Annotated in this window: 18 protein-coding genes; 12 read left to right on the forward strand and 6 right to left on the reverse strand. The window is 66.6% G+C overall.

The annotated features are described in order from the left end of the window. Positions 1–6: 6 nt before the first annotated feature. Positions 7–2,961, forward strand: a complete 2,955-nt coding sequence (locus AC1DNE_RS10020) for a bifunctional [glutamine synthetase] adenylyltransferase/[glutamine synthetase]-adenylyl-L-tyrosine phosphorylase (RefSeq protein ID WP_441468600.1) — start codon at positions 7–9, stop codon at positions 2,959–2,961. Positions 2,962–2,964: 3 nt separating this feature from the next. Here AC1DNE_RS10020 and AC1DNE_RS10025 read toward each other — a convergent pair whose 3' ends face one another. The 3 genes from AC1DNE_RS10025 to AC1DNE_RS10035 form a co-directional block, all read right to left on the reverse strand. Next, positions 2,965–5,262 (reverse strand): PAS domain-containing sensor histidine kinase, encoded by a 2,298-nt coding sequence (locus AC1DNE_RS10025; RefSeq protein ID WP_476764973.1) that lies wholly within the window; start codon positions 5,260–5,262, stop codon positions 2,965–2,967. A gap of 225 nt (positions 5,263–5,487) precedes the next feature. After that, positions 5,488–8,133, reverse strand: coding sequence for an aminopeptidase N (gene pepN, locus AC1DNE_RS10030; protein ID WP_476764974.1), 2,646 nt, complete (start codon positions 8,131–8,133; stop codon positions 5,488–5,490). A 180-nt stretch (positions 8,134–8,313) separates the two neighbouring features. Further along, the gene (locus AC1DNE_RS10035) at positions 8,314–9,759 is read right to left on the reverse strand and encodes a cation diffusion facilitator family transporter (protein ID WP_441468597.1); all 1,446 of its coding nucleotides are present in this window, start codon (positions 9,757–9,759) and stop codon (positions 8,314–8,316) included. A gap of 92 nt (positions 9,760–9,851) precedes the next feature. Between AC1DNE_RS10035 and AC1DNE_RS10040 the strand changes: the two genes are divergently transcribed. The 6 genes from AC1DNE_RS10040 to AC1DNE_RS10065 all read left to right on the forward strand — a co-directional run bounded on the left by AC1DNE_RS10040 (position 9,852) and on the right by AC1DNE_RS10065 (position 14,662). Further along, complete coding sequence (locus AC1DNE_RS10040) at positions 9,852–10,301, forward strand: VOC family protein (RefSeq protein ID WP_441468596.1); 450 nt, start codon at positions 9,852–9,854, stop codon at positions 10,299–10,301. Between the two features lie 4 nt (positions 10,302–10,305). Then, positions 10,306–11,202: a PfkB family carbohydrate kinase gene (locus AC1DNE_RS10045; protein ID WP_441468595.1), complete on the forward strand. Its 897-nt coding sequence runs from the start codon at positions 10,306–10,308 to the stop codon at positions 11,200–11,202. 140 nt (positions 11,203–11,342) lie between these two features. Beyond that, a complete protein-coding gene (locus AC1DNE_RS10050) occupies positions 11,343–11,666 on the forward strand; it encodes a hypothetical protein (RefSeq protein ID WP_441468594.1) in 324 nt (107 codons plus the stop codon). Between the two features lie 129 nt (positions 11,667–11,795). Beyond that, positions 11,796–12,680 (forward strand): DUF1003 domain-containing protein, encoded by an 885-nt coding sequence (locus tag AC1DNE_RS10055; RefSeq protein WP_441468593.1) that lies wholly within the window; start codon positions 11,796–11,798, stop codon positions 12,678–12,680. Between the two features lie 164 nt (positions 12,681–12,844). Beyond that, complete coding sequence (locus tag AC1DNE_RS10060; protein ID WP_476767383.1) at positions 12,845–13,882, forward strand: ABC transporter substrate-binding protein; 1,038 nt, start codon at positions 12,845–12,847, stop codon at positions 13,880–13,882. A 108-nt stretch (positions 13,883–13,990) separates the two neighbouring features. Continuing rightward, a complete protein-coding gene (locus AC1DNE_RS10065; protein ID WP_441468591.1) occupies positions 13,991–14,662 on the forward strand; it encodes an urease accessory protein UreE in 672 nt (223 codons plus the stop codon). 145 nt (positions 14,663–14,807) lie between these two features. Here AC1DNE_RS10065 and uxuA read toward each other — a convergent pair whose 3' ends face one another. Together uxuA and AC1DNE_RS10075 are read right to left on the reverse strand one after the other, a co-directional pair. Further along, positions 14,808–16,004, reverse strand: coding sequence for a mannonate dehydratase (gene uxuA / locus AC1DNE_RS10070; protein ID WP_441468590.1), 1,197 nt, complete (start codon positions 16,002–16,004; stop codon positions 14,808–14,810). A 47-nt stretch (positions 16,005–16,051) separates the two neighbouring features. Beyond that, the gene (locus tag AC1DNE_RS10075) at positions 16,052–16,747 is read right to left on the reverse strand and encodes a GntR family transcriptional regulator (RefSeq protein WP_441468589.1); all 696 of its coding nucleotides are present in this window, start codon (positions 16,745–16,747) and stop codon (positions 16,052–16,054) included. Positions 16,748–16,910: 163 nt separating this feature from the next. Here AC1DNE_RS10075 and AC1DNE_RS10080 point away from each other — a divergent pair, with 163 nt between their 5' ends. The 5 genes from AC1DNE_RS10080 (at position 16,911) to dusA (ending at position 21,995) form a co-directional block, all read left to right on the forward strand. Continuing rightward, positions 16,911–18,101 carry an extracellular solute-binding protein gene (locus AC1DNE_RS10080; protein ID WP_441468588.1) on the forward strand — a complete coding sequence of 397 codons (1,191 nt, stop codon included), beginning with the start codon at positions 16,911–16,913 and terminating at the stop codon, positions 18,099–18,101. A 6-nt stretch (positions 18,102–18,107) separates the two neighbouring features. Next, complete coding sequence (locus AC1DNE_RS10085) at positions 18,108–19,118, forward strand: ABC transporter ATP-binding protein (protein WP_476841024.1); 1,011 nt, start codon at positions 18,108–18,110, stop codon at positions 19,116–19,118. Next, a complete protein-coding gene (locus AC1DNE_RS10090; RefSeq protein ID WP_441468587.1) occupies positions 19,115–20,005 on the forward strand; it encodes an ABC transporter permease in 891 nt (296 codons plus the stop codon). The genes AC1DNE_RS10085 and AC1DNE_RS10090 overlap by 4 nt, the downstream gene beginning before the upstream one ends. Positions 20,006–20,009: 4 nt before the next feature. Further along, entirely contained in the window at positions 20,010–20,840 is an 831-nt protein-coding gene (locus tag AC1DNE_RS10095) for an ABC transporter permease (RefSeq protein WP_441468586.1), read from the forward strand. A 156-nt stretch (positions 20,841–20,996) separates the two neighbouring features. After that, positions 20,997–21,995 (forward strand): tRNA dihydrouridine(20/20a) synthase DusA, encoded by a 999-nt coding sequence (dusA, locus tag AC1DNE_RS10100; protein WP_476803796.1) that lies wholly within the window; start codon positions 20,997–20,999, stop codon positions 21,993–21,995. 23 nt (positions 21,996–22,018) lie between these two features. Here the strand turns inward: dusA and AC1DNE_RS10105 are convergent, their stop codons facing one another. After that, entirely contained in the window at positions 22,019–22,492 is a 474-nt protein-coding gene (locus AC1DNE_RS10105; RefSeq protein WP_441468960.1) for a VOC family protein, read from the reverse strand. Positions 22,493–22,678: the final 186 nt, after the last annotated feature.

A 22,678-nucleotide genomic window follows, 5' to 3' on the forward strand; every position in this document is an offset into this window, starting at 1 on the left:
TGTGTGATGGCTGAGCGGCTCTGTGACAGGCTGGATGCGGCGCCGGTCTTGCCGGCACGCGCCAAGGCCGAGGCGCTGCTGGCGCGCGAGCTGATCGAGCGGCTGCATGACGAGGCGGCGGCAGAGGCGCTCAAGGCTCATCTGGCCGAGCATCCGCGCAGCGCTGCGCTGGTTGCGGGCGTGCTGGCGCATTCTCCGTTCCTCTCCCAGGTCATGCGTTTCGATCCGGAGGCGCTGCTCGCCTGCCTGGTGCAGGCGCCGGAGGCGCGCCGCGACGCGCTGCTCGCCCGGATCGAAGCCTTCGCCGCGGCCGGGTGCGAGACCTCGGACCTGATGCGCGAGCTGCGCCGCTTCCGCCGCGCCATGGCGCTCCTGATCGCGCTTGCCGACATCGGCGGCGTCTGGAATGTCGAGACCGTGACGGCAGCGCTGACCGCGACCGCCGACATGGCCGTGCGCCTCGCGACCAACCATGTGCTGCGCCAGGCCGCCGATCTCGGGCGGATCAACCTGGCCGATCCGGTCAATCCGGGGCCCGGCTCTGGCCTCGTCGTGCTGGCGCTCGGCAAGCACGGCGCTGGGGAACTGAACTACTCGTCCGATATCGACATCGTCGTCTTCTTCGATCCCGAGGCGGCGGAGGCGGCTGGCGTCAGCGAACCGTCGAGCTTCTTCGTCAAACTCACCCAGCAGATCGCCCGCATCATTCAGGAGCGCACGCCGGACGGCTACGTCTTCCGCGTCGACCTGCGGCTGCGACCCGACCCGGCCTCGACCCATGTCGCGATCGCGCTGCCATCAGCCTATTCCTACTACGAGACGGTCGGCCAGAACTGGGAACGCGCCGCCATGATCAAGGCGCGCCCGATCGCCGGCGATACCGAGCTCGGCCAGCGCTTCATCAAGGATCTCGCCCCCTTCATCTGGCGCAAATATTTCGATTTCGCGACCATCGCCGACATCCATGCGATGAAGCGCCAGATCCAGACGGTGAAGGGCCACGAGACCATCGCGGTCGCCGGTCACAATGTGAAGCTCGGCCGCGGCGGCATCCGCGAGATCGAGTTCTTCGTCCAGACGCAGCAACTCGTCTTCGGCGGCCGTCGCCCGGCGCTGCGGGGGCCGCGCACGCTCGATATGCTCAAGGAGCTGACGAACGAAGGCTGGATCACGCCGGCGGCTCGCGACGAGCTTTCCGAATCCTATCGCTGGCTGCGCACGATCGAGCACCGCCTGCAGATGCGCGACGACGAGCAGACGCAGACCCTGCCCAAGCCGGCGGGAGACCTCGACGCCTTCGCCCGCTTCTGCGGCTATGCCAACGCCGCCGCCTTCGGCAAGGCGCTGACGGCCCATGCCCGGCGTGTCGAGGGTCACTATGCCCTGCTGTTCGAGGAGGGGCCCAGCCTCGCCTCGGAAGCCGGGACGCTCAGCTTCACCGGCTCCGAGCCTGATCCCGAGACGGTCCAAACACTCGGCAGGCTCGGCTTCCGGGATGGCATGACGGCGGCGGAGACGGTGCGCGGGTGGCATTTCGGCCGCCGCGCTGCGGTCACCAGTGCTCGCGCCCGCGAGGTGTTGACGGAATTGACCCCCGCGCTGCTCGTCGCGCTTGGCCGCACTGCCGATCCCGACGGCGCGCTCGCCCATCTCGACAATGCGTTCGTTCGCATGCCTGCGGCAGTCGAATTGCTGACGCTGCTGCGCTCGCATGATTCCCTGCTGACGCTCTTCACCGAGATCCTCGGCAGTGCGCCGCGCCTGGCCAAGGTCGCAGCCCTGCACCCGCATGTGCTCGACGGCGTCATCGACCCGGCTTTCGGGCAGGCGGTCCTCGACGTCGACACCCTGGAGCGCCGTATCCGGGCTCATGTCGGCTCGCCGCCGCCCAGCGTCGAGGACGGGCTCGACCGGCTGCGCGACGCCGCCCGACAGGAGAATTTCCTCGTCGGCGCGCGCCTGCTTTCGGGCGTCTACGCGGCCGAGGGGGCGGGACAGGCTTATTGCGCCGTGGCCGAAGCCTGCCTGCGCGTTGCCTTTGCCAATACGCGATCTTCCTTCACGGCCGATCACGGCGCGATCGAAGGGGCCGAGACCGTCGTGCTCGGCCTCGGGCGGCTCGGCGCTGGCGAGCTCACGCCGTCATCCGACCTCGATCTCATCCTGCTCTACGACCGGCCCGATGATGCGGCGCCGAGCGACGGCGCCAAGAGCCTCGACCCGGTGACGTGGCATATCCGCTTCACCCAGCGCCTCGTTGCGGCGCTGACGGTGCCGACGCGGCGCGGCACGCTTTTTCAGGTCGACATGCGCCTGCGCCCGACCGGGAACAAGAGCCCCGCGGCCACGCAGTTTGCGGGCTTCGAGGCCTATCACGCGGGCGAGGCGGAGATCTGGGAGGAGATGGCGCTCACCCGTGCTCGCGTCGTCGCAGGTGACGCCGGGCTGGCGAAGCGGGCGGAAGCCTCGATCCGCGCGATCCTCTCCCGCAAGCGCGAGCCCGCCAAGGTTGCGGCTGCCGTGGCCGAGATGCGGGCCCTGATCGCCAGGGAGAAGGGAGAAAAAGATGCCTGGGATCTGAAGCTGGCGGCCGGCGGGCTGACCGATCTCGACTTCCTCGCCCAATTCCTGCTGCTGGCCTATGCCAGCGACCATCCCGGGCTGATCGTCAACGATACGGCTTCGGTCTTCGTCGCCGCGCGCGCCGCCGGTCTGCTTTCGGAAGCGGATGCCTCGGCGCTTCTGGAGGCGCACCGCCTGATCGGCGACGTCCAGCTCTGGCAACGCTTCACCGTCGAGGAAGCCTTCGATCCCAAGGCGGTGCCGCCTCGCGTGCTGCGGCGGATCGCGACGGCTGTCGGAAGACCCGACGCCAAGGTGTTGAAGGCGGAGCTCGACGAGGTCCGCTCCGGCGTGCGGGCGATCTTCACCCGCATCCTGTCGCAGGCGAAGGCTGGCTGAGCCTTACGCCGCCTGCGCGGTGACGCGCTCGGCACCGCCGTCGAGCGGCAGGTGGACCATGACGATCGTCCCGGCGCCCATCGCCGAGCGCAGCCTGAGCGAGCCGCCATGCAGCTCGGCCAGCGAGCGCGCGATGGCGAGACCCAGGCCCGAGCCCTTGTAGCTGCGCACCAGATCGCCCTCGACCTGCTCGAAGGGCCGGCCGACGCGGTCGATCTTCTCCTTCGGGATGCCGATGCCGGTGTCCTCGATGAAGATGTTGAGCGCGCCGGGCACATGGCGGGTACGCACCGCGATCCGGCCGCCTTCCGGCGTGAACTTGGCGGCGTTGTCGAGCAGGTTGCTGAGGATCTGGTAGAGCGCGTGCGGATCGGCCTCGAGATGGGTGTCGAGCGGGCCTTCGAGATTGACGATGAGCTGCTTGCGCTCGATCTCCGGCTGCACCTTGAGCAGGGCCTGATCCAGCACCGGGCCGATGGCGATCTCCGACTTCTCCAGCCGCATCTTGCCGGATTCGATGCGCGACATGTCGAGAATGTCGTCGATGATGCCGAGCAGGTAGCCGCCGCTGGAGCGGATGTCGCGGACGTAGTCGGTGTATTTCTCGCCGAGCGGACCGAACAGCCCGTTCTCCATGATCTCGGAGAAGCCGATGATGGCATTGAGCGGCGTGCGCAGCTCATGGCTCATATTGGCGAGGAATTCGGATTTGGCGCGGTTGGCGCTTTCGGCACCGGCCTTCTGCTCGAGATAGCGTTCGGCGAGATCCGCAAGCTGCTGGGCCTGGGTTTCGAGCTTCTGGCGTGAGGCCTTGAGGTCCGTGACATGGGTCATGAGCTGGTGCTCGGACTGGGTCAGCCGCTCTTCCTGCTGCTTCAGCTTGGTGATGTCCGTGCCGACGGAGACCGAGCCGCCGTCCTTGGTGCGCCGGCCGTTGATCTGGAGCCAGCGCCCGTCGGAGAGCCGCGCCTCGTAGGAGGTGGCGCCGGCGGCGCCGCGCTGGACGCGCATCGGCTCCTGGTCGATCTGCGGCTGGGCGGAGCGCGCCATGATCTCGTCATAGCTCATGCCGGATTGCAGGGCATCGGCGGGGAGCTGGTGGAGCTGTTGGTACTTGGCGTTGCAGAGGATCAGCCGGTTGTCGGCATCCCACAGAACGAAAGCCTCCGAGATCGCCTCGACCGCGTCGCGCAGGCGGGCATCGGCGGTTGCGGTGCGCTCGGCCATGCGGCGTTGCTCGGAGATGTCGACGACGATGCCGACGAGGTGGCGCGAGCGGGTGCGGCGGTCGATGACGAGCTCGGCGCGGGCCTTGAGCCAGATCCACTCGCCCGAGATGGCGCGAACCCGGAATTCCTGATCGAGATGGCTGGCCTCGCCGCGGCTCACCGCATCGGCGATGGCATAGAGGTCGACGTCATCGTGATGGATGAAGCTGCTGACCTCGCCGAAGGACATGTATTCGCCGGCGCGGTCGTAGCCGAGCAGGGCATACATCGAATCCGACCAGTAGATGCGGCCGCGGGCGAGATCCCAATCCCAGAGGCCGCAATGGCCGCGGTTGAGGGCGGTGTCGATGCGTTCGCGCACGCAGTCGCAATCCTCGTCGGCGGCACGGGCGCGCTTCGACTGCAGCATGAAGGCCAGCGTGATGACGCCGAGGACGAGCCCCGCCGCGCCGAACAGAATGGCGAGGCCGGAGCGGCGGATCTGCCAGACGGAGAGGGCGCGCGAGACCGGTTGCAGCACGGCGACCTGGCCGAGCGGGGCGGCGAGGTTGCGCACGCTGGCGAAGACGTCGGTGCCGTTGGGCAGGGTGATGCGCATCACGCCGGCGCGGTCCCCGAAGACGGTGAGCGGCTGGGTCTGGCCAAGGAAGTCGGTGAGCGTGCGCTGCGTCTGGCCGATCACCGGCTCGCTGGCGATCACGCGCCCGTCGGCGCCGCTGACATGGACGATGCGGCCATGAGCGGCGAGGTGGCGGGCTGTGAGGGCGGCGAGAACCGCCGCCGGCTCTTTGCCGGCGAGCGTCGCCGTGTCGAGCTCGCGGGCGACCAGCGCGGAAACCAGATCCATGTCTCCGGCGGCATCGATCAGCGCGTCGTCGCGCATCGCAGAGGTCTGCATGATCGCGCCGGCGCCGAGGATGACGAGGAAGAGCCCGACGAGGACGGGGATGGCGGTCCGGAGCGCGGGCTCGAAACCCTCGAAGCGCTGATACAACGGATGGGTCAGCGACCTCGCTACACCCAGAATCGTATCGGCGCGCACGGATGCGCAATCCGCGTTGGCACGCGACATGCCCGTCCCCCTTCGGAAAACTTTACCGTCAGTAAGATCGGGAGACGTGCCGCATCCCCGCGAATCACCGTCAGTTGAATCCGAGAGGCCGATTTTGTCTAGCCCTGAGTTGAGTCAGTTGCTTCGAATTCTCCTTTAGGTTGTGCTGTTTATCCAATGAATCCTGTGCGGGTAATGAAACGTTAATAAATTGGACAGGTCGGCGTTAACCTTTGGGAATATGGGTCACGCGAGGGCCCTTTCGGCGATGTCGGCGACATCCCGCGACAGGTTCGGCATCCGTGCGACGGTGCTCAACGCCTCCTGTGCCAGCCGCTTGCGGCCGGGCTCCAGCATGCGCCAGCTCTTGAACGAGCCGAGCAGGCGCGAGGCGACCTGCGGGTTGGTCTTGTCCAGCGCGATGACGATGTCGCAGACGAAGTCGTAGCCCTCGCCGTCGGCGCGGTTGAACTGGGTGAGATTGGCTGCGAAGCCGCCGATCAGCGCCCGCACCCGGTTCGGATTGCCGAGCGAGAAGGCGGGATGCTGCATCAGTTGCTTAACCCGTTCCAGCGTCTCGGGCTCGGGGATCAGCGCCTGCGCCATCAGCCATTTGTCGAGGACGAGCGGCTCGCCTGCATAGGCTGCGGCGAAGCGGGCGATCAGGGCTTCGCGCCGCTCTCCGGGGATCAGTGTCATCGCTGCCAGTGCCGCAAGCCGGTCGGTCAGGTTGTCGGCGGTAGCGAATTGCTCCTCGCACAGGCCGGCGCCCTCGGCCGGGGTGGCAAGTGCGGCGAGCCCGAGCAGCTCGTTGCGAAGCGCGCGATGCCCGGCGGAGGCGGCATCAGCCTTGTAGGGGCCCTTTGTCGCCAGCGCCTCCCGCAAGCCAGACAACTGCGGGAGAAGGGACGTTCCGATCGCGGCCGATAGGCTGCGATGGGCTTTGAAGATCGCGTCCGGATCGACGTCGCGGCCGATCTCGCGCGCGATGTCGGCCGGTGCCGGCAGGCGCAACACCTGCGCAGCAAAGGCGGGATCCGCAAGCGCTTCGGCCTTGAGGAAGCCGTCGAGCGCCTGGCCGAGCTCGCCGGCCGTCACGGTCAGCGCGCTGCGATCGGCGCCAGGCTTGCCGGCGGCGACGAGGGCGCGGGTGGCGACGGTCTGCAGAGCCTGCCAGCGATTGAAGGAATCGCTGTCGGCCGAGAACAGCCGCGCGAGATCGCCGTCCGAGAGGTCGAGTTCCAGCCGCGCGGGTGCGGAGAAGCCGCGCAGCAGCGACGGGATCGGCGGCTCGGAGACGTTGTCAAAGGTGACGGACAGCGCGGCGCTGTCGAGGATGACGAGGCCGTCGCCGGCATAGGCGTTCGATTGCGTCTGCAGCGGCAGATCGCCCCCGGCCCCGACAAGGCCGAGCTTGATCGGCAGGACCACCGGTTGCTTGTCGTTCTGGCCGGGCGTCTGCGGCGTGCTCTGGGCGAGGTCGAGCGTATAGCGCCGGGCAGCCGCGTCGTAGCGGCCCGAGGCGACGATGGTCGGCGTGCCGGCCTGCTCATACCAGCGCGCGAAATGGCTGAGGTCCTTGCCGGAGCTTTCCGCAAAGCAGGCGAGGAACTCCTCGATCGTCGCTGCCGTGCCGTCGCAGCGCTCGAAATAGAGGTCCATGCCGCGCCGGAAGGCGTCGTCGCCGATCAGGACCTTCAGCATGCGGATGACCTCCGCGCCCTTCTCGTAGACGGTCGGCGTGTAGAAGTTGTTGATCTCCTTGTAGGCGCGCGGCCGCACCGGATGGGCGAGGGGGCCGGCATCCTCGGAGAACTGGGTCGAGCGCAGGGTGCGGACATCGGCGATGCGCTTCACCGGGCGCGAGCGCTCGTCGGAGGAGAATTCCTGGTCGCGGAAGACGGTCAGCCCTTCCTTCAGGCAGAGCTGGAACCAGTCGCGGCAGGTGATGCGGTTGCCGGTCCAGTTGTGGAAGTACTCATGCGCGATGATCGCCTCGATCGAGGCATAGTCGCCGTCGGTCGCGGTCTGCGGGTCGGCCAGGACGTATTTGTCGTTGAAGATGTTCAGGCCCTTGTTCTCCATCGCGCCCATGTTGAAGTCCGACACGGCGACGACGTTGAACACGTCGAGATCGTAGTTGCGGCCGAAGACCTTCTCGTCCCAGCGCATGCAGCGCACCAGCGAATCCAGCGCCCAGCCGGCCCGTCCCGCCTTGCCCGGCTCGACATAGACGGCGAGCTCGACCCTGTGGCCGTCGGCGGTGACGTAGTCCTGCCGGACATGGTCGAGCGCACCGCCAACCAGCGCAAAGAGATAGGCCGGCTTCGGATGCGGGTCGTGCCACATCGCGAAATGCCGGTCCGTGCCCGGCACCTCGCCGGTGGCGATGAGGTTGCCGTTGGAGAGCAGCACCGGCGCCTCGGCCTTCGCCGCCTCCAGCCTGACCGTGTAGACGCTCATCACGTCGGGCCGATCGAGGAAATAGGTGATGCGGCGGAAGCCGTCCGCCTCGCACTGGGTGCAATAGACCTTCGACGAGCGGTAGAGCCCCATCAGCTTCGTGTTGGCGGAAGGATCGACCTCGGTCTCGATCGTGAGCGTGAAATCATGCGGCGGCGGGCTCGGGATCGTCAGCGCCTGCGGCGTCACTGTATAGGCGGAAGCATCGAGCGGCTTGCCGTCGAGGGCGAGCGATTTCAGCGTCAGCTCGTCGCCGTCGAGCTTGAGCGGTGCGCCGGGCTGTCCTTCCGGATTGGGGCGCAAAGCGAGCAGGGCGCGCACGCGCGTCTTCTGCGGTTGCAGGCTGATATCGAGATCGACCGTGTCGATCAGCCAGTCGGAGGGACGGTAATCCTCGAGACGGATCAGCGGAGCATCGTCGTTGCGCATGGAAACCCTGATGGCGAAGGTCAGGGAGCGTTTCTAGAGCATGCCGGCCTGGGATGGAAACATGCCGTCATGCTCGGGCTGGACCCGAGCATCTCGTGACGAAAGAGATTCCGATGCATCTTCCGGCCGGAGATTCTCGGGTCTGCGCTTCGCTGTGCCCGAGAATGACGGCGGGAGCGCTCACACGACTGGCGAAACCGCCGGCTCGGCATGGCTGACCAGCCGGCAGACCTGGGGGCGCGCGATCCGCACGGCCCGCTCGATTGCGTCGACGGCGTCATGCACGGCCGCCACGTTCAGGGTCGGGTCGACGCGGCAGTGATAGTTCACCACCAGCCCCTTGGCGGTCTGGCGCACGCGCACGCTGTGGATGTCGTGGATCGGGCCGTCGAGCTTCGCGGCCTCGCCGGCGAGAGCCTTGCCGATGTCCTCGACCGTCTCCCAGGCGGCGTTGTGGCCGTGGGGTTGGCCGGTCTCCATCGGCTCGATATGGGTCTCGACCTCCGTCTCTCCGCCGAATTCGGCCCGGATCGCATTTTCGAGCCGGGTCGCGATCTCGTGCGCCTCGCCAAGGGGCAGATTGGCATCGACCTCCATGTCGAGGCTGACCGAGAGCTTGTCGCCGATGCTGTGGACGGTGACGTGGTGCACCGGGATCTTCAGCTTGAGCGCGATCAGGAGCACGCGTTCGAGCACCGTCTCGTCGTCGACCTGCACGGGATCGGCGGTGATCGTGATTTCAGAATCCGGCTCGGCTTTCAGCAGCGCTCCGCCAAGTTCGGCCTTGATCGCGGTGACGCGCTCGAGCGGCAGCGTCCGCGAGACGCTGATGCCGATCTCGCCATGGACGCGCCCGCCAGCGGGCCGGACCCGGAGCCAGTTGATCCCGACCACCCCCGGCACGCGCCGCGCGGCCTCGCGCAGCTTTTCGCCGACTCCTTCGGGGGCGGCGTCCATCAGCGTGTCGAGGACGCGGCGGGCCAGCCTAAAGGCCGAGAAGGCGGTGTAGGCAGCGATGGCGAAGGCGGCCGCCGTGTCGGCGCGCTCGAAGCCGTACCAGACGCCGATGAGGCCGGCGAGCACGAGCGCCGAGCCGACGAAGTCGGCCGAGAAATGTGTGGCTTCACCGGCGAGCGCCTCGCTGCCGGTCTCCTTGGCAACCCGGGTGAGCGAGCGCCAGCGAATGGCATCGACCGTCATCGAGAGCAGCATCACGCCGATGACCAGCGGCGTCACCGCGACATGCTCGATCAGGTTGTTCCACAGCCGGCTGCCGGCCTCCCACAGGATCGCGCCGGCCAGCGTGAACAAGATCGCGGTCTCGACCAGCGCCGCCAGCGCCTCGACCTTGCCATGCCCGTAGTGGTGCTCGTCGTCGGCGGGCTTGTCCGAGGCGCGCACGGCGAACCAGGTGAACAGCGTCGAGCCGACATCGACCAGCCCCTGAAGCGCGTCGGTCAGCAGGGCGAGCGAGCCGGAAATGATGGCGCCGACGATTTTCGCTGCCGTGAGCAGGATGGTCGCCATCACCGAGAGGATCGCGGCGCGCTGCTTGATCTGTGCGATCTGGGCGGGCGTGGCGCGCTCAGGCGGCGCCGTCACCGGGCCGTCTTGCGTTGTCGTCATGGCTCGTCCTGCTTGGCGTACCTTGGAACGCGGCAGCTCTTGCCCGAATTAGGGAAAGGATCAACCCTGTTCCCGCACAACGAGGATGAACGATGCGATATCTCCACACCATGGTCCGCGTGACCGATCTCGATCAGGCGCTTGATTTCTACGTCAACAAGTTCGGGCTGGTCGAAACCCGCCGCATCGAGAACGAGAAGGGCCGTTTCACCCTGGTCTTCCTCGCCGCGTCGGACGATCTGGCCGAGGCCAAGGCCGGCGCCTCCCGCGGCCGCCCGACGCTCGAGCTGACCTATAACTGGGACCCTGAAGCCTATACCGGCGGGCGCAATTTCGGCCATCTCGCCTATGAGGTCGACGATATCTACGCGACCTGCGAGAAGCTGATGAAGGCCGGCGTCACCATCAACCGGCCGCCGCGCGACGGCAACATGGCCTTCATCCGCTCGCCCGACAACATCTCGATCGAGCTGCTCCAGAAGGGCGATCCGAAGCCTGTGGCCGAGCCCTGGGCCAGCATGCCGAACACCGGGGCCTGGTGAGATCTTGGCCGGCGTCTTCTGCCTCGGGATCGCCACGCTCGACTATGTCTACAGCGTCGAGACCATGCCGACCCGCGGCGAGAAATACCGCTCACGCGGGCTCGCCGTGGTCGGCGGCGGCTGCGCCGGCAACGCCTCCGTCGCGATTGCGCGGCTAGGCGGCGCCTGCTGGCTGGCGACGCGCCTTGCCGACGACCTGACCGGCGACCAGATCGTCGCGGATCTGAAGGCAGAGGGTGTCGATGCCAGCTTCGCCCGCCGCGTCGCCGGCCTGACCTCGCCGGTCTCCGCGATCCTTGTCGATGCCGAAGGCGAGCGCATGGTGATCTCCCATTCCGACCCGGCAATGCCGGAGGATGTCGACTGGTTGCCGCCGCGCTTGCCGGAGGGGGCCGACGCCGTCCTCGCCGACACGCGCTGGGGCGAGGGGGCGCTGGCGGCGCTGAAGCTTGCTCGCGCCGCCGGTGTTCCCGGCGTGCTCGATGGCGACCGCAGGCCGCCTCATCCCGATCTCGTCGGAACGGCGAGCCACGTCGCCTTCAGCCAGCAGGCATTGCGCGAGCTCTCCGGTGAGGAGGATCCGCGAGCCGGGCTCGCCAAGGTGGCTGCGGGCGTCCCCAGCTGGCTGGCGGTGACGCTCGGCAAGGAGGGCGTGCTCCATGTCGAGCGGGGCGAGGTTCGTCACAGCCCCGCCTTTCCCGTCGAAACCGTGGATACTCTGGGGGCGGGGGATGTCTGGCACGGCGCTTTCGCCCTGGCGCTTGCGGAGGGGCAGCCGGAAGCCGCGGCGATCCGATTCGCCTCCGCCGCGGCCGCCATCAAGTGCACGCGCTTCGGCGGCCGCAGTGGTGCGCCCCGTCGCGACGAGGTCGAGCTCTTCTTGGCCCAGGCGTCGCGATAAACCCGATTGCCGGTGGGCGCTTCTGCGCCCGAGCTGCTGTTCGCCCGGCGACGCCCTCGGGGCGTCGCGTGCCCGTCACGCAGCTCGGGCATCTGACCGATGCGCAGCCGCGCATCGGATCAATCTCAGGAGAGAGCACCATGCTGGCGATCCAGGGTCTGAAATGCATCTACGACACCACCGGGCGGGGCTGGTCGATCGAACTCGTTCTCAAGGCCGCTGGCGAGGAAGCGGTGCGCCGTTTCGACGTCGATGGGCCCGATGATGCCGAGATGCTGATCGAAGCCTTCGAGGATTCCTCGGTCAGCGCCTTCGATCCCGAGACCGGGGAGATCGTCTTCGGTTACGAATATCTCGACCTCGATACCGACGAAGAGGACGAGGAAGACGAAGAGGCCACCGAGGATGACGAGGACGACGATTCGGCGGAAGATGCCGAGGATGACGAGAAGGTGAAGGCCTGAGTCTGATACCGGCTGAGAGCAGCCCGGAGGAGTCCGCTCCTTCGGGCGTTTCTGGGTCGCAAAGGCGCCCGTAGCAAATGACCGGACGCGGCGCCAAGGGCCGCGACGGGGAAGAGGCATGATGCACGCATGACGGATCTGGAGAGCGAAATTCCAGCCGTGCCGCCGGTCCCCGTGATCGAGCCGCCGGCTTCCCACAGCCCGCTCAGCAAGAAGCGCGGCATCTGCGCCATCAGCGGCCAGGAGATGGCCCGCAGGAACCTCGTCGAGATCGGTACGTTGCGCCCGGCGCTCGTTGATCACATCCGCGCCGACTTCCCGGATCTTTCAGACCATGCGCTCATCAGCCTGAAGGAGCTGGCGCGTTATCGGACGCGCTATGTCGAGGAGATCCTGCGCGAGGAGCACGGCGAATATTCCGACCTCGATCGGGAGGTGGCCGAGAGCATCGCCCGGCAGGAGACCATCGCCGAGAATGTCGAGGACGATTTCGAGGAGCATCGCACGCTGGGCGAGCGCCTGTCCGACAATCTCGCGAGCTTTGGCGGTTCCTGGGCCTTCCTGATCAGCTTCGGCGTCGTGCTCGTCATCTGGATGGCGATCAATGCCGCGATCGGGGAGGGCAAGGCCTTCGACCCCTATCCCTTCATTCTGCTCAATCTCGTCCTGTCCTGCATCGCGGCAGTGCAGGCGCCGATCATCATGATGAGCCAGAAGCGGCAGGAGACGAAGGACCGGCTGCGCTCGCTCAACGACTATCAGGTCAACCTGAAGGCCGAGCTCGAAATCCGGCACCTGCATGAGAAGATGGACCATCTAATCACGCGGCAATGGCAGCGCCTCGCCGAGATCCAGCAGGTCCAGCTCGAGATACTGCAGGATACGCAGCTTCCGAAGGCCAAGCCGAAGCGGCGCAAGAAGCCGGCGGCGAAGAAGAAGCGGGCGATCTCGGGGGAGGGGCCTGCCGGATCGACTGCTGCCTCCTCACCGGCCAAACCGGAGGGCGACGGCTAGAGCTCGCGGCGTTTTGATGGCGTGGGCTCCGTGCGAATTGAGCTTGGCCTGGCGGGTGCTGATCGAATCGTGAGCCCGCGCGACAAGTAGCCGGCGCTTTCGCTTGACTCCCCATTGCACGACCGATTTCTTCGTCGGCAAACGAATCCGATGGGAGGAAAATAGTGTTCGCTTCGCGTTTCGCGCCCGCTGGTGCCTTGTTCGCAGGCCTCACGCTTTCGGTCGCTGCCCTGCCGGCCTTCGCACAGGGGCAGGTCACGGTTTATTGCTCGATCCTCGAGGAGCAGTGCCGCGAAGGCGCGGCGATGTTCGAGAAGGCGACCGGGATCAAGGTCTCGATGGTCCGCAAGAGCACCGGCGAAGTCTATGCTCAGGTCAAGGCCGAGGCGAACAATCCGCGTGGCGACGTCTGGTGGGGCGGGCCGGGAGAGCCGCACCTGCAGGCGGCGGACGAAGGGCTCCTGGACGAGTACAAGTCGCCGAAGCTTCCGGAGCTGCATGACTGGGCGCAGCGCCATGCCGAGCAGTCGAAGTTCCGCACCAACGGCATCTATCTCGGCGCTCTCGGCATCGGCTACAACACTGAGGTGCTGAAGAAGAAGGGCGTCGCCGCGCCGAAATGCTGGGCCGACCTGCTCGATCCGAAGCTGCACGACGAGGTCCAGATCGCAGATCCCAGCTCCTCCGGAACGGCCTATGTCTTCCTGGCGACGACGGTGCAGCGCCTCGGCGAGGACAAGGGCTTCGAGTTCCTCAAGAGCCTGCACAAGAACATCAGCCAGTACACCAAATCCGGCATCGCGCCGGTGAAGGCTGCCGCGCTCGGCGAGACGGCGGTCGGCATCGCCTTCATCCATGACATGTTGACGCAGAAGCTGCAGGGCGCGCCGATCGAAACCGTCGCCCCCTGCGAGGGGACCGGCTATGAAACCGGCTCGGTTTCGATCATCAAGGGTGGCAAGAACCCCGAGGCCGCGCGCAAATTCGTCGATTTCACGCTCTCGCCCGATGCGCAGAACATCAATGCGAAGCTGAAGATCAACTCGATCCCGTCGAACAAGAATGCGCTGCTCTCGCCGGATGCGCCGAAATTCGCCGAGATGAAGCTGATCGACTACGACACGCCGCGCTGGGGCTCCCCGGCGGAGCGTTCGCGCCTGCTCAAGAAGTTCGACGCCGAGGTCAAGGCGCTGCCGCGCTGACCTGCCACGATCCCGAGAGCTTGGTAGCGCGCCCCTCGGTTTATGCTACTAAGCTCCGGTCCGGGCTTGGAGCCTCGCGCTCCAGCCCCAGCCATGGGATCGCCGCATATGCTTCGCGCCACTTCCGTCCTTCGCAAGGCCGCCGTCCGCGCTGAGCGCGTCGTCGATACGCTCAGCCTTGGATATCAGGACCGCAACAGCAACGGTGTCGCCATGACGGCTGTAGGCGGGCTCGAATTCGCGATCGATCTCGACAAGCCGGCGACGCTGAACGACGGCGACGCGCTGAAGCTGGAGGATGGCCGCCTCGTGCAGGTCAAGGCCGCTCCGGAAAGCCTATTGGAGGTCCGTGCCGAGAACCCGCTGCGGCTGGTGCGCCTCGCCTGGCATCTCGGCGGACATCACGTCCCGGCGGAAATGACGGCCGACGCGCTTTATGTCCCCAGCCATCCCGCTTTGGCCGAGCTGGTGCGCGGCCAGGGCTGTTCGATGGCGGAAGTCGAGCGCCCGTTCCAGCCGGAGCAGGAGGTTCACCATCACGCTCACGGCGATGACTGCGCCTGCGGGCACGACCATGATCACCACAATCACGATCATGGGCATGACCACGGCCATGGGCATCATCAGCACGACCAGCACGCTCACAACCATGAACATGGGCACGAGCACCACCATCATGCGCATGGCGAGGGTTGCGGCTGCGGCCATGATCACGACCACGACCACGGTCACGGCCATGGCGCGGCGCATGGCCACAAGGGCCATTCCCACGACCACTGACGCAGGAATGCCGCGTCATGCTCGGGCTTGACCCGAGCATCTCCGGATCGAGATTCTCGGGTCCTCGCTCTGCTTCGCCCGAGAATGACGGCTTGGGACTGCCCCGAGTTATTGCCAAGGCGGGCTCCAGCCCGCCTTTCGCGTCTCAGGCGGCGTAGCCCTTGACCTGCGCCAGCGCGGTCATCACGCCGCGCAGTTCGGCCAGCCCGCGCAGGCGCCCGACCGCCGGATAACCCGGGAAGCTGCCCTTGCCGACATCGTCGAGCAGCTCGTGGCCGTGGTCCGGACGCATCGGGATCTGCCAATGCGGGTGACCGGCAACCTTGCGGCGCTGCTCCTCGGCCATCAGCGCATCGACCAGCGCGACCATGTCGGTATCGCCGCCGAGATGTTCGGCCTCCATGAAGGAGCCGTCCGGGTCCTTGGCGACGTTGCGCAAATGCGCGAACCAGATCTTGTCGGCGAAGCGGCGCGCGATCCCCGGCACGTCGTTCTTCGGATTGGCCCCGAGCGAGCCCGAGCACAGGGTCAGCCCGTTCGCGGGCGAGTCGACCGAGCCCAGGATGAAGGCGATATCGTCCTCGGTCGAGCAGATCCGCGGCAGCCCGAAGAGCGAGCGCGGCGGATCGTCCGGGTGGATGCACATCCGGATGCCGACTTCCTCGGCCGTCGGGATGATCGCTTCGAGGAAGCGCTTGAGATTGGCCCTGAGCTTCTCATGCGTCATGCCGCTGTAGCGCTCGAGGATGCCGGCAAGGCCGGGCAGGTCGTAGCGGTCGAAGGCGCCGGGTAGCCCGGCCATCACGCTGGAGAGCAGCCGGTCGCGGTCGGCTTGCGTCGAGCCGTCGAACCAGGCCTTGGCCTTGTCCATCACCTCGGCGGAGTGCCCTTCGTCGGCCCCCTTGCGCTTCAGCATGAAATGGTCGAGCGCGACATATTCATGCAGGTTGAAGCGCAGCGCCGTGCCCCCGCCGGGCAGCTTGTGGGCGAGTTCTGTGCGGGTCCAGTCCAGCACCGGCATGAAATTGTAGCAGATCACCTCGAGCCCGCAGGCCGCGAGGTTGCGCATCGACTGGCGGTAGTTCTCGAAGACGGTTTCGAGGTCGCCCTCGCCTATCTTGACGCTCTCATGGATAGGCAGGCTTTCGACCACCTTCCACTCCAGGCCGAAGCTTTTGTCGGAACGGATGATCGCCTGGCGCTTCTCGATCTCCTCGACGCTCCAGACCACGCCATAAGGGATCTGGTGCAGAGAGTTCACGATGCCGGTCGCCCCGGCCTGCTTGGCCTGGGCCAGAGTCACGACATCGTCCGGCCCGAACCAGCGCCAGCATTGTTCCATTGTCTGTAATCCTTCGAGAAAAGTCGCTTTACCGGGGAAGACGGGCCTCAGGAGCCGTCGTGGGCGAGGCGGGAATCGTCGAACGCGTCCGCATGGTCCTTTGCGATCGTGTCGATCGTCGCGAAGACGGTGCGCAGATGCGCGCGCATCGCGGCCTCGGCGCCGTTTGCGTCATGTTTCATGACACAGGCGGCGATGATCCTGTGCTCGTGCAGGATCACCTCGGACCAGGACGGTGTTTCGAGGGAGAGGCAACGCACCCGGTCCATCTGTGCCTTCACGCCCTCGATCATGCTCCAGACGGCGCGGTGGCCGGCGATGCGCGAGATTTCGGCGTGGAACACCTCGTCGAGGCGGAAGATCTCGGACCGGTCCTGCCGCCGCACGGCCTCCGCCTGCTCCTCGATCTGGGCTTCGAGCCGGTAGCGGTCGGCGTCGCCGATGCGCTGGGCGGCGAGCACCACGGTGCGGCATTCGAGCGTCTCGCGGACGAACTGGCTGTCATGGACGGCGGCGAGGTCGATCGGCGCGACGAAGGTGCCGACCTGCGGTACCGCGACCAGGAAGCCTTCGTCGACCAAACGCTTGAACGCTTCCCGCACCGGAGTGCGGCTGACGCCGAAGCGCAGCGCCATGCGCGCCTCGGACATCGATTCGCGGGGCTTCAGCGCGCCGCTGATGATGTCGGTGCGTAGCACGCTGTAGATCTGATCCGTGCTATGACGGGCTGCAGGGTGGGCCATTGCCAAGCTCTTGACGACTAGTATACTAGGATACCGATCAACCGGGGGCCGCGTCAACTTGGCAGGTTCCGCGGGGCAAGGGGCGGGTTCCGGATGGCGGCGGCCGGACCGTCAGAACATAAAAAAGCTGAAGAAGCGGGCATCCGCATCTGGAGGAGAAATCATGGCTCAGGACAGCATCAACCGGCGTCATTTCATTGGTGGCGTTGCCGGTCTCGGCGCAGCGATGCAGGCGCCGGGCGTCTTCGCGCAGCAACTCAAGCTGCCGGCATCGCCGCTCACGATCAGCATCATCGACGTCGGCGGCGCCTTGGCGCTGGTTCAGACGCCGCTTGAGAATTACGCCAAGGCAAACCCCAAGGCCGTCTCGCGGATGGTCTTCACCAAGGCTCCGGCGCCCGAGCTGCCGGCCAAGCTGAAGGCCCAGCAGAACGCCGGCCGTTCCGACATCGACTTCGTCATCGGCGGTCTCGACGTGCTCTCCGCGGGCATCGACCAGAAGCTCTGGATCGAGCTGTTCCCGCGCTTCGCCGCCGAACTGCCGAAGCCCGACGACGTGCTCCTGAAGCCGGCGCTGGCCATGCACAATCTCGGGCAGGGTCAGGCCATGGCGATGGTCTATTACCCCTCCGGCCCGCTGCTCGAATACATGCCGGACAAGGTCAAGAACGTGCCGACCACGGCCGAGGAGCTGCTGGCCTGGACGAAGCAGAACAAGAACCGCTTCCTCTATGCCCGCCCGGCCAATTCCGGCCCGGGCCGCACCTGGATCATGGGCCTGCCCTATATCCTCGGCGACAAGGACCCGAAGGATCCGGAGAAGGGCTGGGACAAGACCTGGGCCTATCTGAAGGAGCTCGGCGAGAACATCGAGTACTATCCGGGCGGCACCGGCGCGACGATGAAGGAGCTCGGCGACGGCTCGCGCGACATCATCGTCAGCACGACCGGCTGGGACATCAATCCGCGCGTGCTGGGCATCGTGCCGAAGGAGGCCAAGATCCAGGCGCTCAAGGGTTTCCACTGGGTCACCGACGCCCAGTATATGATGATCCCCAAGGGCGTTTCCGACGAGAAGCTCGCCGTTCTGCTCGATCTGGTCCGCCACATGCTGACGCCCGCGCAGCAGGCCTTCACCTATGACGAAGGCTACTTCTATCCGGGTCCGGCCGTGAAGGACGTGCCGCTCTCGATGGCGCCCGCCTCCAGCCAAAAGGCCATCGCGGAGTTCGGTCGTCCCGAATACGAGAAGCTGATCGCCGACAACCCGATGGAAACGCCGCTCGATCCGGAGAAGATGGTCGTCGCCTTCCGTATCTGGGACGAGCAGGTCGGCGGCGCCAAGAAGAAGTAAGACCGGTTGCGGCGGGGGGGGGGGGGGGTCTCGCTGACGATCGGCAAGGGCGAGTTCATCGCTTTGCTCGGACCTTCGGGCTGCGGCAAGTCGACGACCTTGAACCTGATCGCCGGCCTGCTGCCCGCGACGGGCGGCGGCATCTGGCTCGACGACAAGCGGATCGACCCGCTGCGGCCGGAAGAGCGCGGCTTCGGCATGGTCTTTCAGAACTATGCCCTGTTCCCGCACATGACGGTGAACAAGAACATCGGCTTCGGCCTCAAGATGCGCGGTGTGTCCAAGGCCGAGATCGACAAGCGTGTGGCCGAGGCTGCTGCGCTGGTGCGGCTTCAGGGCCAGACCGAGAAGCTGCCGGGCCAGCTTTCGGGCGGCCAGCAGCAGCGCGTCGCCATTGCCCGCGCCATCGTCGTCGAGCCGCCGCTCGTGCTGATGGACGAGCCGCTTTCCAACCTCGACGCCAAGCTGCGCCTCGAGATGCGCGCCGAGATCCGTCGCATCCACAATACGCTCGGCGCCACCACGATCTACGTCACCCACGACCAGGAGGAGGCGCTCTCGCTCGCCGACCGCATCGTCGTGCTGCGTGACGGGCAGGTTCGCCAGGTCGGCACGCCGGAGGATCTGTTCTCGCGGCCCGACCATCTCGACGTCGCCGAGTTCATGGGCTTCCGCAACAAGGTGAAGGGCAAGGTCGTCTCGGCCGGCGAGGGCAGGGCGACCGTTGCAGTCGGCGATGCGCAGCTCTCCGGCCGTGCCCGCGCGGCGGTCTCGGCCGGTGCCGACGGCACTCTGGCTATCCGCCCGGAGGATCTGCACCCCGTGGCAGCCGGCCAGTCGGGCCTCAAGGCCCAGGTCATCTCGACCGAGTTCCGCGGCCGCGAGTTCGTCGGCTTTGCCCGCATGGCTGACGGCACCGACCTGTCCTTCCTGGCCCATGACAAGCTGTCGCCGGGCGAGACTGTCACGCTCGCGGCCGATCCCGACCGCGTCCTCGTCTATGGAGGCGCCGCGTGAGCACGGACGTCTCCTCCATTCCGCTGAAGCAGAGGCTGGCCGCGCGCGGCTTCGACGGGCTGACCCTGCTCGTCGTGCCGGCGATCCTGTTCCTGCTGGCGCTGTTCATCTACCCGTTCCTTTACGGGCTCGTGCTCTCCTTCGAGCCGAAGGCCGGCGGCGTCTTCGCCAACTACCAGCGCTTCTTCTCCGATCCTTTCCTCTACGGCACGATCGCGACGACGCTCTGGCTCGCTCTGCCGGTGACGGTCGCGACGCTCCTGCTGGCGATCCCGATCGCCTTCCGTGTGCGGCTGATGCAGAATCAGCGGCTGCTGACGACCATCCTGGTGATCCCGATCACGCTGGGCACCGTGCTGGTCGCCCAGGGGTTGCTGAACTATCTGGGACCGCAAGGCTGGTTCAACCGCACGCTGATGACGCTTGGCCTCATCTCGACGCCGGTGAAGCTGCTTCATAACTACTGGGGCGTGATGCTGTCGCTGGTCATCACCGGCTTCCCCTTCACCTTCCTGCTGACGCTGTCCTACCTCTCCGGCATCGATCCGGCGCTGGAGCAGGCGGGCGCGACGCTGGGCGCCGGCCCTTGGGAGCGTTTCAAGCACATTCTCATGCCGCTGCTGCTGCCGGGTCTCGCCATCACCTTCTGCCTGAGCTTCGTGCAGGCCTTCTCGGTCTTCCCCTCGGCGGTGCTGCTCGGCGCGCCGGCGGGGCCAACCCGCGTGATCTCGATCGCGGCCTATCAGGCGGCCTTCGAGGAATACGATTACTCGATGGCGTCAGCCGTCGCGATGATCATGGGGCTCGTGCAGCTCGCCATCGTCGTCGTGGTGCTGGCGGCGCGCGGCCTGCTCTATCGCGGCCCTGCCGGCGGCGGAAAGGGCTGATCCGATGGTCAAGGATACCCGTCTCTCGACGAAGCTCTGGGCGGCCGCCAACTGGACGCTGATCGGCTTCTTCATCGTCAACCTCTTCGCGATGATCGCGACGGTGGTGACGTCTTCCTTCGCCACGCGCTGGCTCGGCACCTGGCTGCCGGCCGGATGGACGACGCGCTGGTATTCGGCCGCCTGGGCGGAGTTCCAGCTCCACGACGTGCTGCTCGTCACCTTCCAGATCGTCTTCCTGGTGGTCGCGCTTTCCGGATTGATCGGCGTGCCGGCGGCTTATGCGCTGGCGCGGCGGGATTTCCCGGGCAAGAGGCTCGTGATGCTGCTCTTCCTGCTGCCGCTGCTGGTGCCGCCGATCACCTTCGGCATCCCGCTTGCAACCGTGCTCTACCAGACCGGCTTCGCCGGCCAGATGTCGGGCGTGGTGCTGGCGAACCTGGTGCCGACTGTGCCCTTCGTCATCCTGGTGATGATACCCTTCATCGAGCAGATCGACACCAAGATCGAGTCGGCGGCGCGCGTCTTCGGCGCCAACACCTTCAAGCTCTTCGTGCATGTGCTGCTGCCGCTGCTGATGCCCGGCATCCTCGCTGCGCTGCTGCTGGTGCTGGTCAGGACGCTCGCCATGTTCGAGCTGACCTTCCTGACGGCCGGTCCGACCAGCCAGACGCTCGTCGTCGCGCTCTACTATGCGGTCTTCGCCGCCGGCGTGCGCGCGGTGCAGTCGATCGACGCTATGGCGGTGATCTACATGATCACGACGCTGATCTGGCTGATCATCGCGCTGCGCTTCGTCAACCCGACGCAGATCGTCGCCCGCGCCAAGAAGTGAGGGCGGCGGCTCGGGCGTGCAAAACCGGGCCGAATGCATAGATCGCCGTTATCGCGTCCCATCGGACGCGATAACGGCGATATTCCATTGTTGTCGCATCGGATGCCTCCGAAAAGTGGATTCCACTTTTCGGGTCCGATGCTATAGGGAGCGGCCATGAGCTTGCTGCTTCCCGGAATGCGCTTCTCCGTGGCGCCCATGATGGACTGGACAGATTCCGCCTGCCGGATCGTCCATCGCCTGATGTCGCGCCATGCGCTGCTCTACACCGAGATGGTGACGGCGCAGGCGGTGATCCGCGGCGACCGCCAGCGCCTGATCGGCTTCGATGAGACAGAACACCCGGTCGCGCTGCAGCTCGGCGGCAATGATCCGAAGCTGCTGGCCGAAGCGGCGAAGATCGGTGCCGATTTCGGCTATGACGAGATCAACCTGAACTGCGGCTGCCCGTCGGACCGCGTGCAGGGCGGGGCCTTCGGCGCCTGCCTGATGCGCGAGCCGGTGCTGGTCGGCGATTGCGTCGCGGCGATGAAGGCGGCGGTTTCCATTCCCGTCACAGTGAAATGCCGCATCGGCGTCGACGATCAGGACCCGGAGATCGCCCTCGATGCGCTCACTGCTTCGGTGCGGGCGGCAGGCGTCGAGGCGCTGATCGTCCATGCCCGCAAGGCGTGGCTGCAGGGTCTCTCGCCCAAGGAGAACCGCGAGATCCCGCCGCTCGACTATGAGCGCGCCTATCGCCTGAAGGCGGCCAACCCCGACCTGCCGATCGCCATCAACGGCGGCATCAAGGCGCCCTCCGAATGGCTGCGGCATCTGGAGAAAGTCGACGGCGTGATGATCGGCCGCGAGGCCTATCAGAACCCGGAGGTCCTGTTGCAGGTCGATCCGCTGCTCTTCGGTTCGGATGCGCCGGTGCCCGATGCCTTCGCCATGCTGGAAGCGCTGGAGCCGCACATCGCCGCGCATCTGGAACGGGGCGGGCGGCTACATGCCTTCACCCGCCATCTCGTCGGACTGTTTCCGGGCCGGCCGGGCGCGCGACTCTTCCGTCGCCATCTCGCCGAGCGCTGTGTCGGAGCGGATGCGACGCTGGGCGATCTGCGCACCGCGGCGGCGCATGTCTCGCGCCACGAGGCTGCCGCAGCGGCCTGATAGCCGCTGGAGCGGATTCTTCCTTAGCCGCGCCGTGCCGCCGCTATTGCGGCGACATCGATTTTCCGCATCTCCATCATCGCGGTAAAGGCGCGCTTCGCTTCCTCGCCGCCGACAGCCAGCGCCTCGCTCAGCACGCGCGGCGTGATCTGCCAGGAGATGCCCCACTTGTCCTTGCACCAGCCGCAGGCGCTCTCCTGTCCGCCATTGCCGACGATGGCGTTCCAGTAGCGGTCGGTCTCCTGCTGGTCGTCCGTCGCGATCTGGAACGAGAAGGCTTCGCTGTGCTTGAAGGTGGGGCCGCCATTGAGGCCGAGGCAGGGGGTGCCGAGGACCGTGAAGGTGACGGTAAGCACGTCGCCGGCCTTGCCGGACGGAAAGTCCGTGGGCGCACGGAAGACTGCGTCGACCGCACTGTCGGGAAAGGTCTCGGCATAGAAGCGGGCCGCGGCCTCGGCGTCCTTGTCGTACCAGAGGCAGATCGTGTTCTTGGCAATCGCCATCACTTTCACTTCCTTTGCTGAAGTGCCACAGGCTCCCGGCTGCTCCGGTGGGCGGCTGGCTCCGCCGAGGCCGGCGCATCACCAACACGAAATGCGCCGGCCGCGCCGACGTTCCGCCCGGCATGTTTCCGGCTGTCGCGCCATTGCGATCCTCCTGCCGCCCCAAGACATAAGTGAGGG

The organism is Allobosea sp. 05L423, assembly GCF_056397745.1.

Excerpts from the sequence above, each read along its gene's own strand:
- AC1DNE_RS10020 (WP_441468600.1), top strand. The coding sequence starts at position 7 with ATGGCTGAGCGGCTCTGTGACAGGCTGGATGCGGCGCCGGTCTTGCCG.
- AC1DNE_RS10025 (WP_476764973.1), bottom strand. The coding sequence starts at position 5,262 with ATGTCGCGTGCCAACGCGGATTGCGCATCCGTGCGCGCCGATACGATT.
- pepN (WP_476764974.1), bottom strand. The coding sequence starts at position 8,133 with ATGCGCAACGACGATGCTCCGCTGATCCGTCTCGAGGATTACCGTCCC.
- AC1DNE_RS10035 (WP_441468597.1), bottom strand. The coding sequence starts at position 9,759 with ATGACGACAACGCAAGACGGCCCGGTGACGGCGCCGCCTGAGCGCGCC.
- AC1DNE_RS10040 (WP_441468596.1), top strand. The coding sequence starts at position 9,852 with ATGCGATATCTCCACACCATGGTCCGCGTGACCGATCTCGATCAGGCG.
- AC1DNE_RS10050 (WP_441468594.1), top strand. The coding sequence starts at position 11,343 with ATGCTGGCGATCCAGGGTCTGAAATGCATCTACGACACCACCGGGCGG.
- AC1DNE_RS10055 (WP_441468593.1), top strand. The coding sequence starts at position 11,796 with ATGACGGATCTGGAGAGCGAAATTCCAGCCGTGCCGCCGGTCCCCGTG.
- AC1DNE_RS10065 (WP_441468591.1), top strand. The coding sequence starts at position 13,991 with ATGCTTCGCGCCACTTCCGTCCTTCGCAAGGCCGCCGTCCGCGCTGAG.
- uxuA (WP_441468590.1), bottom strand. The coding sequence starts at position 16,004 with ATGGAACAATGCTGGCGCTGGTTCGGGCCGGACGATGTCGTGACTCTG.
- AC1DNE_RS10075 (WP_441468589.1), bottom strand. The coding sequence starts at position 16,747 with ATGGCCCACCCTGCAGCCCGTCATAGCACGGATCAGATCTACAGCGTG.
- AC1DNE_RS10080 (WP_441468588.1), top strand. The coding sequence starts at position 16,911 with ATGGCTCAGGACAGCATCAACCGGCGTCATTTCATTGGTGGCGTTGCC.
- AC1DNE_RS10095 (WP_441468586.1), top strand. The coding sequence starts at position 20,010 with ATGGTCAAGGATACCCGTCTCTCGACGAAGCTCTGGGCGGCCGCCAAC.
- dusA (WP_476803796.1), top strand. The coding sequence starts at position 20,997 with ATGAGCTTGCTGCTTCCCGGAATGCGCTTCTCCGTGGCGCCCATGATG.